The following is a 13,912-nucleotide window of genomic DNA, read 5'->3' as shown; positions in this document are numbered from 1 at the left end:
TTATTCCTCGGCTCCGGCGTGAGCAGCATGTTCACCCATGTCCATACCTTGGCTCATGTCCATGCCTTCGTGCGCGCCAGCGCCCTTGTGCATATCCATGTCGCCCATGAATTTGGCAATTGTTTCTTTGAACAAATTCGGTTTGACAGCGGCAAAGTACTCAACCGGGTTGTTTTCACTCGGCTCTGCCAGTTTGTTAAAGTCGTCGGTGGTGTTCAGGTTTTTAGACGATGCCTTCACCTTGGCCACCCACTGATCGAAGTCGCCTTCGGTCGGGGTAACGATCGCGGTGAATTTCATACCGGAGAAGCCTGCGCCGCTGTAGCTGCTGGAGATGCCTTTGTAGGCACCGGCTTCGTTGCCGATCAGGTGCAGTTTGGTCTGCATGCCGGCCATCGCATAAATCTGTCCACCCAACTGCGGGATAAAGAACGAGTTCATTACCGAGTTAGAGGTGATCTTGAATTCGACTGGAACATCTTTCGGGAAAGCCAGCTCATTAACGGTCGCAATGCCTTGTTCCGGGTAGATGAACAGCCATTTCCAATCGAGCGACACCACTTCGATCGTCATCGGCTTCTTGTCGGTGACAATCGGCTTGAACGGATCGAGTTCGTGGGTGGTCTTCCAGGTAATGGTGCCAAGGATGGCGATGATAATGATAGGAATGGTCCAGACGACCGCTTCGATCTTGTTGGAGTGGGCCCAGTTCGGACTGTACTTGGCGTCTTTGTTGGAAGCGCGATACTTCCAGGCAAAGGCGAACGCCATGAAGATAACTGGCACCACTACGATCAACATCAATGCGATTGCAGTGATAATCAGTGTCCGTTGCTCAACACCAATTGCTCCTTTGGGATTCATCAAAACCATATCGCAGCCACTGAGCAATACAGTGCCTGCGATTAATGACAGCATCCCAATACTTTTATTGTATTTCTTAAGTCTCATCTAACGACCTCAATAACAAAGGCTCAATTGTCGTTTCATGTGTGCGGGCATTTTACGGGAAGGTTGCAGTACTGTAAACATGCTTAAGGGAGTGTCAGCGGCTTGTTGACACTTTCTGTTAAGGGGGTCACAGATGTAACCCTGCGTGACAATTTACCAATGACAACAACGCGTTGGCACGCTGAATCGTGACGAGCAGCCCGTATGTTAAGGAAAACTAAAGGTATGATGAATTTGGCGAAGAAATGCGCGGCGGGGAAATACGCAGAAAAGGTTTATTTAATGTAAAATAATTGTGTCTTAAAGGTGAATTTAATTTTATTTCCGAGTGCGGCAGTCGGATAAAAAAATAATTTCCGCGCCGATTATCTTTTTTTACCGAAATAAATATACCCCCGGATCGCTTTTTTTTCGGCCGGTGAAATCACCGGCCGGTCAGATTATGCCAAACGGGTGCGGCGCAGGGCGAGGTAATCCAACGTACTGCCCATGGCGACGCCGAGCAGGCTCAGCGCGGCGCCGACCTGCAGCAGCCGATCGGCCAACTGCGGGGCCTGCGTCCAATCCAGCGCATTGGTGATAAGCAACAGCAACCACAGGCCCAACAGCGAACAGCCTAGCGTCAGCAAGCGCAGCGCCCAACGGTAAGATTCTGAAAACTCGGTGCGCGGCATAAAATTGCCATGCTGCTGGGTGTGCTCCAGCGTCTGACGACAGATACCGAGCAGCAGTAAGCCGGGCAGGGCAGCGGCGATAGAGAACAGGTAGAATAACGGCCAACCGTGGGCTTCAACGAACCAGCCGGCGATCGGGCCGACATAGACGCGCCCTACGGCGGACAGCGCCGACAGCAGCGCGAACTGGGTGGCGGAGAACGACCGGTTGCACAGCGTCATCAGCAGCGCCACGAAGGCCGCGGTGCCCATGCCGCCACACAGATTTTCGAGGAAGATGGCGCTGCCCATGGTGAGCAGGCTCTTGTCGGTCACCGCCAGGATCCAATACCCGAGATTGGAGACCGCCTGCAGGACGCCGAACAGCATCAGCGCGCGGAACAGGCTGAGACGCTGCATCAGCACGCCGCCGAACAGGGCGCCGACGATGGTCGCGAACAGGCCGAGGGTTTTGTTCACCAGCCCGACTTCACCGGCGTCGAACCCCACGCCGCGGATCAGGAAGGTGGTACTCAGGCTGCCGGCGAAGGCGTCGCCCATTTTGTACATCACGATCAGCAGCAGGATCAGCCAGGCGTTGTTGCGGCCGAAGAAATCGCGCAGCGGCGCGACGACCGCCTGTTCCATGGTGCGCGGCGCCGGGATGCTTTCATCCGGCTCCGGCGCCAGCAGCGTGGCGGCCACGCCGATCAGCATCAACCCGGCCATTAGCCAGTAGGTGGCTTGCCAGCCGAAATAGCGATCCGCCAGCCACAGCGCCAGGCCGCCGGAAACCAGCATCGCCAGCCGATAACCCAGCACCGAGATCGCCGCGCCCGTGCCGCGTTCTTCGGCTCTCAGCAGATCGGTTTTATAGGCGTCGAACACGATATCTTGCGAGGCGGAGCAGAACGCCACCAGCACCGCCAACGCCGCCAGCCACCATAGGTGCTGCGCGGGTTGCATAAAGCCCATCGCCACAATCGCCGCCACCAGCAACAGCTGGCTGATCAGCAGCCAACCGCGCCGCCGCCCGAGAAACGGCGGGGTATAGCGGTCCATGAACGGCGACCAGAGGAATTTGAAGACGTAGGCCTGGCCCACCAGCGAGAAGATGCCGATGGTTTTCAGATCGATATTTTCGACGGTCATCCAGGCTTGCAGCGTGCCGGAGGTCAATGCCAGCGGCAGACCCGACGCGAAGCCCAGCAGCAGCAGAATGGCGGAGTTACGCTGGGTGAAGATGTTCAGATAGTGTTTCGACATGAGTTCCCTGTCTGCGCCGCCCGATCCGCCGGGCGGCACAAGGCGCGGCGATTAACGCGCGTTTTGCTTGATGAAATCGTTGACGCTGGTGTCCTGAGCCATGTCGGCGATCACGTCGCCCAGCACGGAGTTGACGGCGTCGGTGATCTTCTCGTTGGTCGCCGTGAAGGCGCCCTGCACGTTATAGGTCGAGCGGTAATTCTTCACCTGCTTGTTGCCGTTCTTCGCTTGGGCGATGATCGAAATGTCGGCTTTGGTGGTGATGTTGTAGCGCAGGTTACCTTCGGATACGTCCGCGTACAGATTATTGACGACGATTTGCAGCGCCACCGGGCCGTCGGCACCGATCATGTAGCCGCGTGCGCCCATCTGTTTCTCCAGCACTTCCTGCAGCAGGAAACGCAGATCGCGCGATGGCGTCAGCGTGACCAACTGGCCGTCGCGGTTCACCTTGGCCAGCGCCTGGTCGGTGCGCTGATCCGCGCCGTTGATGCTGACAGTGATGCCCTGCAGGGTAGGATCCTGCTGCGGCAGAACGATTTTCGGCGTGACGTTCAGGGTGTTGCTGCTGGTCGCGCAGCCGGCCAGCAGCAGGGCGGCCAGCAAAGGAAGACAAAGTTTCTTTAACATGTTTTCTGTCTCATTCTCGATGGATTAGCAATAATCAGAGCGGGATAGCCGACAACAAATTGCCGACATCATAGCATCGCCGCCGTGCGGTGGAAGCGCGGAAGGCGTCTGAGTGACAAATTTTTACCTGCCGTTGATAAAAACACGCTTTTTTGGCCCGCTCAATCGGATAATCCCCCAAGCGGCGGGGATGGCGCTCATCATTTGACCGCAGAAAAGAGAAATTTGTCCCGGCGATGGTCTAAACGGGGGAAAACCGGCTAATATTGAACTAGATGGGCACGGTCCTCTGCCGGTGTTGTAAGGAGATCCTATGATTCGCGAGCAAATAGAAGCAAAGTTAAGGGCGGCGTTTGAGCCCGCGTATCTGGAAGTCGTTGATGAAAGCTATCGTCATAACGTTCCGGCGGGTTCAGAAAGCCATTTCAAAGTGGTATTGGTCAGCGATCGCTTCGTCGGCGAACGTTTTTTGACGCGCCACCGCTCCATCTACGGCGTATTGTCGGAGGAGCTGGCGGACGGCGTACACGCGCTGGCGCTGCACACCTATACGCTCAAAGAGTGGGAAGGTCTGCAGGATACCGTGCCGGCCTCGCCGCCGTGCCGCGGCGCCGGCACGCTGGCCTGAGGGGGAAATTTTCAGGTATCAGTGGAACTTTGCCCTTGAATTAGGGTATTACTACTGACGAATTTTGAAACGGCCTGCGGGCCGTTTCTGTTTTTGACGACGACACGGCCGACGCGCAATGTGGCCAACGTTCGGTCTGTTTTGGCGGCCTTTGGGCGATCGAATCGGCAAAAGTGTGAGTTTTAGCGCGCCTGCGCCGCCTAGCTTTCCTCGACTCGCCACGCATGCGCCGCTATAATGTCGCGTCTTATTTTTCCGGAATGGTTTCGGGACGCTTCTGTCATCAGGGAACTCGGTTCTTATCTGTAGCCGTCCTGGTTCTTGGAACGGAGTTGACCGAGCACTGTGATTTTTTTGAGGTAACAAGATGCAAGTTTCAGTAGAAACCACTCAAGGCCTTGGGCGCCGTCTCTCTATTACTGTACCGGCTGATACTATCAAGCAGGCGGTGAAGAAAGAGCTGATCAACGCAGCGAAAAGCGTGCGTATCGACGGCTTCCGCAAAGGCAAAGTGCCGATGAACATCGTGGAACAGCGTTACGGCGCCTCTGTTCGTCAGGACGTGCTGGGCGAAGCGATGCAGCGCAGCTTCGTTGACGCGATCATCAAAGAAAAGATTAATCCGGCTGGCGCACCAAACTACGTGCCGGGCGAGTACAAAGAAGGTGAAGACTTCACTTTCGCCGTTGAATTCGAAGTGTATCCAGAAGTTGAGCTGAAAGGCCTGGAAAACATCGAAGTCGAAAAACCCGTAGTTGAAGTGAACGACGAAGACGTCGACGCGATGCTGGATACCCTGCGCAAGCAGCAGGCCACCTGGAAAGAAACCGATCGCGCGGCGGAAGCTGAAGATCGCGTGACCGTTGACTTCACTGGTTCTATCGACGGTGAAGAGTTCGAAGGCGGCAAAGCGTCCGACTTCGTGCTGGCAATGGGCCAGGGCCGCATGATCCCAGGCTTCGAAGAAGGTCTGGTCGGTCACAAAGCGGGCGAAGAGTTCTCCATCGACGTGAACTTCCCGGAAGACTACCACGCGGAAAACCTGAAGGGCAAAGCGGCCAAATTCGCTATCGTGCTGAAGAAAGTTGAAGAGCGCGAGCTGCCGGAACTGACCGAAGAGTTCATCAAGCGTTTCGGCGTGGCGGACGGTTCCGTTGCCGGCCTGCGCACTGAAGTTCGCAAGAACATGGAGCGCGAGCTGAAAGGCGCCGTGCGTAACCGCATCAAGTCTCAGGCGATCGAAGGCCTGGTGAGCGCGAACGAAATCGACGTGCCTGCTGCCCTGATCGACGGCGAAATCGACGTGCTGCGTCGTCAGGCTGCACAGCGTTTCGGCGGCAACGAGAAGCAAGCGCTGGAACTGCCACGCGAGCTGTTCGAAGAGCAAGCCAAACGCCGCGTAGTGGTTGGCCTGCTGCTGGGCGAAGTGATCAGCACCAACGATCTGAAAGCTGACGAAGACCGCGTGAAGACGCTGATCGAAGAAATGGCCTCCGCCTACGAAGATCCGAGCGAAGTCATCGAGTTCTACAGCAAAAACAAAGAGCTGATGAACAACATGCGCAACGTGGCTCTGGAAGAGCAAGCGGTTGAAGCCCTGCTGGCAAAAGCGAAAGTGACTGAAAAAGCCACTACCTTCAGCGAGCTGATGAACCAGACTCAACAGGCGTAATGCCGGCGTGCCGGGCGCGATGAACGGCGCCCCCTGTTTCGCCTGGCGAACCGGCGCACGATGAAAAAGCCCGCAACCTCAGGTTGCGGGCTTTTCTTTTTGCCACGTTGCTGATTAATCTCAGGTTAAGCGGGGCAATATGCACTATATTTACCCTGTTGCCTGGGGAACTGGCTGGCATGATAACGGTCAGAATAACGGCATCGTTTCCGGCGCGCGGAGAAAATCGGCTCCTGGGCTTGAAATCGCGCCGGGATCCCCCCATCTGTAGTGAATAATTCTGGGGCTGTTTGCCAAAGTGCGCGGGATAAAACAACCGTCGGGTACGTGCGGCGCGGGTCGAATGCTTGAGCATAGTCATCATGGCCGTTCTCAAGTAGAATCGGCGTATTAGGGTGACACCCTGGCCGCCAAGGCAATTTCTATTAGGAGACGGTAATGTCATACAGTGGCGAACGAGATCAATTTGCACCGAACATGGCGCTGGTGCCGATGGTGGTAGAGCAGACTTCACGCGGGGAGCGTTCTTACGACATTTATTCCCGCCTGCTGAAAGAGCGCATCATTTTCCTGACCGGCCAGGTGGAAGATCACATGGCCAACCTGATCGTGGCGCAAATGTTGTTCCTCGAAGCGGAAAGCCCGGAAAAAGACATTTACCTCTACATCAACTCGCCGGGTGGGGTAATTACCGCGGGCATGTCGATTTACGACACCATGAAGTTCATCAAGCCGGACGTCAGCACCATCTGTATGGGCCAGGCGTGCTCGATGGGCTCCTTCCTGCTGACCGCGGGCGCCAAAGGCAAACGTTTCTGCTTGCCGAACTCGCGCGTGATGATTCACCAGCCGCTGGGCGGCTACCAGGGCCAGGCGACGGACATCGAAATCCACGCGCGTGAAATCCTGAAGGTGAAAGCGCGCATGAACGAACTGATGGCCGAGCATACCGGCCAGCCGCTGGAGCAGATCGAGCGCGATACCGAGCGCGATCGCTTTATGACCGCGGACGAAGCCGTGGAATACGGCCTGGTTGACGGCATTCTGACACACCGCAGCTAGAACCACGCGGCGCCGATGGACTATAGTAATCAGAGTGGGCAGGGGCTCGTTCTGTTGCGGTCCCTCGGCGTTCCCGATATGAGTTTGGGCGCACTGCCGCCGTGATTTTCCTGCGGGACAAGACTAAAGAAGAGGTTTGACTGATGACAGATAAGCGCAAAGACGGTTCAGGAAAGCTGCTGTACTGCTCTTTTTGCGGCAAAAGCCAGCATGAAGTGCGTAAGCTGATTGCCGGGCCGTCAGTGTATATCTGCGATGAATGTGTCGATCTGTGTAACGACATTATTCGCGAAGAGATTAAAGAAGTTGCCCCGCATCGTGAGCGCAGTGCGCTGCCGACGCCACACGAAATTCGCCACCACCTGGATGACTACGTCATCGGCCAGGAGCAGGCGAAGAAAGTGCTGGCGGTTGCGGTGTACAACCACTACAAACGCCTGCGCAACGGCGATACCAGCAACGGTATCGAGTTGGGCAAGAGCAACATCTTGCTGATCGGCCCGACCGGCAGCGGCAAGACTCTGCTGGCGGAAACGCTGGCGCGCTTCCTGGACGTGCCGTTCACCATGGCCGACGCCACCACCCTGACCGAAGCCGGTTACGTGGGCGAGGACGTGGAAAATATTATCCAGAAGCTGTTGCAAAAATGTGACTATGACGTGCAGAAAGCGCAGCGCGGCATCGTTTATATCGATGAAATCGATAAGATTTCCCGTAAGTCCGACAACCCGTCGATCACGCGTGACGTCTCGGGTGAAGGCGTGCAGCAGGCGCTGCTGAAGCTGATTGAAGGCACCATCGCCGCGGTTCCGCCGCAGGGCGGGCGCAAGCATCCGCAACAGGAATTCCTGCAGGTCGATACTTCCAAGATCCTGTTTATCTGCGGCGGCGCATTTGCCGGCCTGGATAAGGTGATCGGTCAACGCGTCAACACCGGCTCCGGCATCGGCTTCGGCGCGACCGTCAAGGGCGAGTCCGAGAAGGCTACCGAAGGCGAACTGCTGCTGCAGGCCGAACCGGAAGATTTGATCAAGTTTGGTCTGATCCCTGAGTTCATCGGCCGTCTGCCGGTGGTGGCGACCCTGAGCGAGCTGAGCGAGGACGCGCTGATTCAGATCCTGAAAGAGCCGAAGAACGCCCTGACCAAGCAGTATCAGGCGCTGTTCAATCTGGAAGGCGTGGAGCTGGAGTTCCGCGACGAAGCGCTGAACGCCATCGCCAAGAAAGCCATGGCGCGCAAAACCGGTGCCCGCGGCCTGCGTTCCATCGTGGAAGGCGCGCTGCTCGACACCATGTACGATCTGCCGTCGATGGACAGCGTAGACAAAGTGGTGATCGACGAGTCGGTGATCGCCGGCCAATCCAAACCGCTGCTGATTTACGGCAAGCCTGAAGCCCAGGCGTCTGGCGAATAATTAGCCAGTTAAACCAGCGCGTTATCAGTAAAATGGGGGATTTCATCCCCCATTTCTTTTTCCTGCATTCTTGCCGTTGAATGTAAGAGATTCATCCCCATATACTCATTAACCAGATTTTATGAAACGTTAGATGCTTGCGTCTCATGAGATTCCCCCTCAACCTGGCGGAAATTAAACTAAGAGAGAGCTCTATGAACCCTGAGCGTTCCGAACGCATTGAAATCCCCGTTTTGCCATTGCGCGACGTGGTGGTTTATCCGCACATGGTGATCCCGTTATTTGTTGGCCGGGAAAAATCGATTCGGTGCCTCGAAGCCGCAATGGATCACGATAAGAAGATCATGCTGGTGGCACAGAAAGAGGCCTCAACGGATGAACCTGGCATTAACGACTTGTTCTCGGTCGGCACCGTAGCGTCGATCCTGCAGATGCTGAAGCTGCCGGACGGCACGGTAAAAGTGCTGGTCGAGGGGCTGCAGCGCGCACGCATCACTACGCTGTCCGACAGCGGTGAGCATTTCGCCGCGCAGGCGGAATACCTTGAGTCGCCGGCTATCGACGAGCGCGAGCAGGAAGTGCTGGTGCGCACCGCGATCAATCAGTTTGAAGGCTATATCAAACTGAACAAAAAAATCCCGCCGGAGGTGCTGACTTCACTCAACAGCATCGACGACGCCGCGCGCCTGGCGGACACCATCGCCGCCCACATGCCGCTGAAACTCAGCGACAAGCAGTCGGTGCTCGAGATGTCCGACATCACCGAGCGTCTGGAATACCTGATGGCGATGATGGAGTCGGAGATCGACCTGCTGCAGGTTGAGAAACGCATCCGTAACCGCGTCAAGAAGCAGATGGAGAAGAGTCAGCGCGAGTACTATCTGAATGAGCAGATGAAGGCGATTCAGAAAGAACTGGGGGAGATGGACGACGCGCCGGACGAGCACGAAGCGCTGAAGCGCAAGATCGATGCGGCGAAAATGCCGAAAGAGGCGCGCGAAAAAACCGAAGCGGAACTGCAAAAGCTGAAGATGATGTCGCCGATGTCGGCGGAAGCGACCGTGGTGCGCGGCTACATCGACTGGATGCTGCAGGTGCCGTGGAATGCGCGCAGCAAGGTGAAAAAAGACCTGAACAAGGCGCAGGAAGTGCTCGATACCGATCACTACGGCCTGGAGCGCGTGAAAGATCGCATCCTCGAGTACCTCGCGGTACAGAGCCGCGTCAGCAAAATCAAGGGGCCGATCCTGTGTCTGGTGGGGCCGCCGGGCGTGGGTAAAACCTCGCTGGGGCAGTCGATCGCCAAGGCGACCGGTCGCCAGTACGTGCGCATGGCGCTGGGCGGCGTGCGTGACGAAGCGGAAATCCGCGGTCACCGTCGTACCTACATCGGTTCGATGCCGGGCAAGCTGATCCAGAAGATGGCCAAGGTGGGGGTAAAGAACCCGCTGTTCCTGCTGGATGAGATCGACAAGATGTCTTCCGACATGCGCGGCGATCCGGCCTCCGCTCTGCTGGAGGTGCTGGATCCGGAACAGAACGTGGCGTTCAACGACCACTACCTGGAAGTGGATTACGATCTGTCCGACGTGATGTTTGTCGCCACCTCGAACTCGATGAACATTCCTGCGCCGCTGCTGGATCGTATGGAAGTGATCCGCCTGTCGGGTTATACCGAGGACGAGAAGCTCAACATCGCCAAACAGCACCTGCTGCCGAAGCAGCTCGAGCGCAATGCGCTGAAAAAAGGCGAGTTGACGGTCGACGACAGCGCCATCATCGGCATTATTCGCTTCTATACCCGCGAAGCCGGGGTGCGCAGCCTGGAGCGTGAAATCTCCAAACTGTGCCGTAAAGCGGTGAAAACGCTGCTGATGGACAAGAAGCGCAAGCACATCGAGATCAACGGCGACAACCTGAAGGATTACCTGGGCGTGCAGCGCGTCGATTACGGCCGTGCGGATACCGAAAACCGCGTGGGCGAAGTCACCGGGCTGGCGTGGACGGAAGTGGGCGGCGATTTGCTGACCATCGAAACCGCCTGCGTGCCGGGCAAAGGCAAGCTGACCTACACCGGTTCTCTGGGTGAAGTGATGCAGGAATCGATTCAGGCGGCGCTGACCGTGGTGCGCGCGCGCGCGGAGAAATTGGGCATCAACGCCGATTTCTACGAGAAACGCGACATCCACGTGCACGTGCCGGAAGGGGCGACGCCGAAAGATGGCCCGAGCGCCGGTATCGCGATGTGCACCGCGCTGGTCTCCTGCCTGACCGGCAACCCGGTACGCGCCGATGTGGCGATGACCGGCGAGATCACGCTGCGCGGCCAGGTGTTGCCGATCGGCGGCCTGAAAGAGAAACTGCTGGCGGCGCATCGCGGCGGCATCAAAACCGTGCTGATCCCTTACGAGAACAAGCGCGATCTGGAAGAGATTCCGGACAATGTTATCGCCGATCTGGAGATTCATCCGGTGCAGCGAATCGATGAAGTTTTGAACATTGCGTTGCAAAACCCGGCCTTCGGCGCACTGCCGGTAGCGGCAAAATAGTGACGAATCGCAAAAACCATTGATAAAACTTATACTGGCAAGCCATTTCGGACTTGCCAGTATTTTTTTGTACCGCTAAGTTAGATCTCTGTCGGCCCGCGTTTTGTCACCCAGTCGGTGGCTTGCCAAGGTTCGATGGGATTGATATAACAGCTGCGCTGTCGCAACCGTAGGGATTTTTCGGTGCGACGATAGAATTCTAGAGGGGATGATAGAGTGAATAAGTCACAACTGATCGACAAGATTGCCGCAGGTGCTGATATTTCCAAAGCGGCAGCGGGACGTGCTTTAGACGCAGTAATCGCTTCCGTTACCGACTCCCTGAAAGCAGGGGATGACGTGGCTCTGGTAGGTTTCGGTTCCTTTACCGTGCGTGAACGTTCGGCCCGTACCGGCCGCAACCCGCAAACCGGTAAAGAGATCAAGATCGCGGCAGCCAAAGTACCTGCCTTCCGTGCAGGGAAAGCGCTGAAAGACGCTGTAAACTGATTTAGCGTCTAACCGTTTAGCGTAACAGGGTTTTGTAATAAACAATCACCTGACGCAGCGGTGCTGGTAAGGTAAGATACAAGGCGCATCGGACTGATGCGCTTTTTTTATTTTTGTCGCAGGGAACGCGCCTGCGCAAGGGTTGTTAATCCACATCACAGCGGAGTGTTGTCACACTATGATGGACAATTTACGCGCGGCTGCCAATCACGTCGTGCTCAAAATCATCCTGGCCCTGATCATCCTGTCATTCGTTCTGACCGGGGTGGGTAACTACCTGATCGGCGGCTCCGGCGATTATGCTGCGAAAGTAAATGGTCAGACGATCGAACGCGCTCAGCTGGAACAGGCTTTCCAAAGCGAGCGCAGCCGCATGCAGCAGCAGCTGGGTGACCAGTTCTCTGCGCTGGCCGGCAACGAAGGCTACATGCAGCAGATGCGCCGTCAGGTGTTGTCCCAGTTGATCGACAACATGCTGCTCGACCAGTATGCCAAGAAGCTGGGCCTAGCGGTCAGCGACGATCAGATCAAGGACGCCATCCGCAAGGCGCCTTACTTCCAGACCAACGGCCAGTTCGATAACGCCAAATATCTCGATCTGATTGGCCGCATGGGCTACACCGCCGACAACTTCGCGCAGTCGATGCGTCAGCAGTTGGTCAATCAGCAGGTGATCCAGGCCTTCGGCGAGTCCGGTTTCGTGCTGCCGTCTGAATCGCAAGCCATGGCGGCGCTGGTGCTGCAGGAGCGCGACGTGCGCCTGGCGACCATCGATTTGAAAGCGCTGCAGGCGAAACAAAGCGCCGGCGACGACGAACTGAAGGCGTATTACGATCAGAACAAGAACAGCTTCATCGCCCCGGAGCAGGTGAAGGTGAGCTATATCCCGCTGGACGCCGCGTCCATGCAGGACAAGGTGAAAGTGAGCGAAGAGGACATCAACGCTTACTACGACCAGCACAAGAGCAGCTACGGCCAGCCGGAGCGTAAAAACTACAGCGTGATCCAGCTGAAAACCGAGGCGGAAGCCAACGCGGCGCTGGACGAGCTGAAGAAGGGCGCCGATTTCGCCACCCTGGCGAAAGAGAAATCCACCGACATCATCTCACGCCGCACCGGCGGCGAGCTGGGTTGGCTGGAGCCGGAAACCACCGCCGACGAGCTGAAGCAGGCTAACCTGACCGAGAAAGGGCAGCTGTCCGGCGTAGTGAAATCCTCCGTCGGCTACCTGATCGTGCGTTTGAACGACATCGAACCTGAGAAACTGAAACCGCTGAGCGAAGTGCATGACGCCATCGCCAAGCAGGTGCAGCAGGAGAAAGCGGTAGACGCCTATTACGCGCTGCAGCAGAAGGTGAGCGAAGCGGCGACCAGCGACAACGAATCTTTGGCCTCGGCTGAGGAAGCGGCCGGCGTGAAAGCGGCGCAAAGCGACTGGTTCACCCGCGACAACATCCCTGCCGCGCTGAACTTCAAACCGGTGGTGCAGGCGATCTTCGACGGCTCGCTGATCGGCGAGAACGGCGCGCCGGGCAGCAACTCCGACGTGATCACTGTAGACGGCGACCGCGCTTTCGTGGTGCGCGTGAGCGGCCACAAGCCGGAAGGCATCGAACCGTTCGACCAGGTAAAAGACCGCGTGGCGGAACTGGTGAAACGCAACAAGGCGCTGCAGGCAGCGAAGCTGCAGGGCGAGAAGCTGCTGGTTGAGCTGAAGCAGGGCAAGGGCGACGAAGCGATGAAAGCCGCCGGCCTGAGCTTTGGCGCCGTGCAGAAGATGGCGCGCGCGCCGGAAGACAGCCAGCTGGTGGAGAGCGTATTCGCGCTGCCGCACCCGCAGGACGGCAAGCCGGTGTACGGCATGTCGCAGGATCGTCAGGACAACGTGGTGCTGATTGCGCTTGATGCGGTGAAGCCAGGCACGCTGCCGGAAGATGAAATGAAAACCTTCGTCGGCAAGATGGAAGAGGGCGCGACCGGCGTTTCCTTCGATTCGTTGCTGGCGAGCCTGCGTAAAGAAGCCAAGATCAAAATGGGCGCCGCTGAGCAACAGCCTCAGTAATCGCCGCATTTTTCTGCAACGCAGTGCAACAAACAAAGGCCGCTTTCGCGGCCTTTTCCATATCTGACATCCGTCGATTGCTGAATATTCGCCGCCGCGGCAAGGTAGCCGTGCTGTCACACACAAGGAGGATACAGCATGCAATATTCAGAGAAAAAAGCGTTTTTCGGTTACCGTCGTCACGTTAACGCCGCGCTGACCGCGCTGTTGTTATGCCTGGCCGGGCCGGCCGCCGCGGTGGAAAAAAACGAGGCGCCGATGCTCTCAACACCGGCGAGCCATGGCGGACAATCGGTGATGACCAAGGCAACCGAAGAGGCGGCGGTCAGCATCAATCAGGCCACTGCCGAACAACTGGCCGCCGCCTTGAGCGGCGTCGGCCTGAAGAAGGCGGAAGGCATCGTGCGCTATCGCGAACAGAACGGGCCGTTCACCCAGGTTGAGCAGTTGCAGGAGGTGCCGGGCATCGGGCCGGCGCTGTTTGAGAAGAACCGCACCCGGCTGAAAATGTGATCCCGGTCGCGGCTGCGTGGCA

11 protein-coding genes are annotated in these 13,912 nt (G+C 57.2%); 8 read left to right on the top strand and 3 right to left on the bottom strand.

The genetic code is table 11. The annotated features are described in order from the left end of the window. The 3 genes from cyoA to JL05_RS23285 form a co-directional block, all read right to left on the bottom strand. The gene (gene cyoA / locus JL05_RS23295; RefSeq protein ID WP_004940365.1) at positions 1-951 is read right to left on the bottom strand and encodes a cytochrome o ubiquinol oxidase subunit II; all 951 of its coding nucleotides are present in this window, start codon (positions 949-951) and stop codon (positions 1-3) included. 440 nt (positions 952-1,391) lie between these two features. Beyond that, the gene (gene ampG / locus JL05_RS23290; RefSeq protein WP_033634002.1) at positions 1,392-2,870 is read right to left on the bottom strand and encodes a muropeptide MFS transporter AmpG; all 1,479 of its coding nucleotides are present in this window, start codon (positions 2,868-2,870) and stop codon (positions 1,392-1,394) included. A gap of 51 nt (positions 2,871-2,921) precedes the next feature. Further along, entirely contained in the window at positions 2,922-3,500 is a 579-nt protein-coding gene (locus tag JL05_RS23285; RefSeq protein ID WP_033634001.1) for a lipoprotein, read from the bottom strand. A gap of 313 nt (positions 3,501-3,813) precedes the next feature. Between JL05_RS23285 and bolA the strand changes: the two genes are divergently transcribed. From bolA to JL05_RS23245, 8 genes are all read left to right on the top strand, one after another. Beyond that, positions 3,814-4,128 carry a transcriptional regulator BolA gene (gene bolA, locus JL05_RS23280; protein ID WP_004940361.1) on the top strand — a complete coding sequence of 105 codons (315 nt, stop codon included), beginning with the start codon at positions 3,814-3,816 and terminating at the stop codon, positions 4,126-4,128. A 367-nt stretch (positions 4,129-4,495) separates the two neighbouring features. Next, positions 4,496-5,800, top strand: a complete 1,305-nt coding sequence (gene tig / locus JL05_RS23275) for a trigger factor (protein ID WP_031300019.1) — start codon at positions 4,496-4,498, stop codon at positions 5,798-5,800. Between the two features lie 438 nt (positions 5,801-6,238). Further along, complete coding sequence (clpP, locus tag JL05_RS23270) at positions 6,239-6,862, top strand: ATP-dependent Clp endopeptidase proteolytic subunit ClpP (RefSeq protein ID WP_015376845.1); 624 nt, start codon at positions 6,239-6,241, stop codon at positions 6,860-6,862. Positions 6,863-7,005: 143 nt separating this feature from the next. After that, positions 7,006-8,277: an ATP-dependent protease ATP-binding subunit ClpX gene (gene clpX / locus JL05_RS23265; RefSeq protein ID WP_004940354.1), complete on the top strand. Its 1,272-nt coding sequence runs from the start codon at positions 7,006-7,008 to the stop codon at positions 8,275-8,277. A 194-nt stretch (positions 8,278-8,471) separates the two neighbouring features. Continuing rightward, positions 8,472-10,826 (top strand): endopeptidase La, encoded by a 2,355-nt coding sequence (lon, locus tag JL05_RS23260; protein ID WP_004940352.1) that lies wholly within the window; start codon positions 8,472-8,474, stop codon positions 10,824-10,826. Between the two features lie 216 nt (positions 10,827-11,042). Continuing rightward, positions 11,043-11,315, top strand: coding sequence for a nucleoid-associated protein HU-beta (hupB, locus tag JL05_RS23255; RefSeq protein WP_004940351.1), 273 nt, complete (start codon positions 11,043-11,045; stop codon positions 11,313-11,315). Positions 11,316-11,493: 178 nt separating this feature from the next. Next, a complete protein-coding gene (ppiD, locus tag JL05_RS23250; RefSeq protein ID WP_004940347.1) occupies positions 11,494-13,377 on the top strand; it encodes a peptidylprolyl isomerase in 1,884 nt (627 codons plus the stop codon). Positions 13,378-13,515: 138 nt separating this feature from the next. Then, complete coding sequence (locus tag JL05_RS23245; RefSeq protein ID WP_004940345.1) at positions 13,516-13,890, top strand: ComEA family DNA-binding protein; 375 nt, start codon at positions 13,516-13,518, stop codon at positions 13,888-13,890. Positions 13,891-13,912 lie beyond the last annotated feature (22 nt).

The organism is Serratia nematodiphila DZ0503SBS1, from assembly GCF_000738675.1.
GTDB classification, from domain to species: domain Bacteria; phylum Pseudomonadota; class Gammaproteobacteria; order Enterobacterales; family Enterobacteriaceae; genus Serratia; species Serratia nematodiphila.
This window is presented reverse-complemented; position numbering and strand designations above follow the sequence as displayed.

Excerpts from the sequence above, each read along its gene's own strand:
- cyoA (WP_004940365.1), bottom strand. The coding sequence starts at position 951 with ATGAGACTTAAGAAATACAATAAAAGTATTGGGATGCTGTCATTAATC.
- ampG (WP_033634002.1), bottom strand. The coding sequence starts at position 2,870 with ATGTCGAAACACTATCTGAACATCTTCACCCAGCGTAACTCCGCCATT.
- JL05_RS23285 (WP_033634001.1), bottom strand. The coding sequence starts at position 3,500 with ATGTTAAAGAAACTTTGTCTTCCTTTGCTGGCCGCCCTGCTGCTGGCC.
- bolA (WP_004940361.1), top strand. The coding sequence starts at position 3,814 with ATGATTCGCGAGCAAATAGAAGCAAAGTTAAGGGCGGCGTTTGAGCCC.
- tig (WP_031300019.1), top strand. The coding sequence starts at position 4,496 with ATGCAAGTTTCAGTAGAAACCACTCAAGGCCTTGGGCGCCGTCTCTCT.
- clpP (WP_015376845.1), top strand. The coding sequence starts at position 6,239 with ATGTCATACAGTGGCGAACGAGATCAATTTGCACCGAACATGGCGCTG.
- clpX (WP_004940354.1), top strand. The coding sequence starts at position 7,006 with ATGACAGATAAGCGCAAAGACGGTTCAGGAAAGCTGCTGTACTGCTCT.
- lon (WP_004940352.1), top strand. The coding sequence starts at position 8,472 with ATGAACCCTGAGCGTTCCGAACGCATTGAAATCCCCGTTTTGCCATTG.
- ppiD (WP_004940347.1), top strand. The coding sequence starts at position 11,494 with ATGATGGACAATTTACGCGCGGCTGCCAATCACGTCGTGCTCAAAATC.
- JL05_RS23245 (WP_004940345.1), top strand. The coding sequence starts at position 13,516 with ATGCAATATTCAGAGAAAAAAGCGTTTTTCGGTTACCGTCGTCACGTT.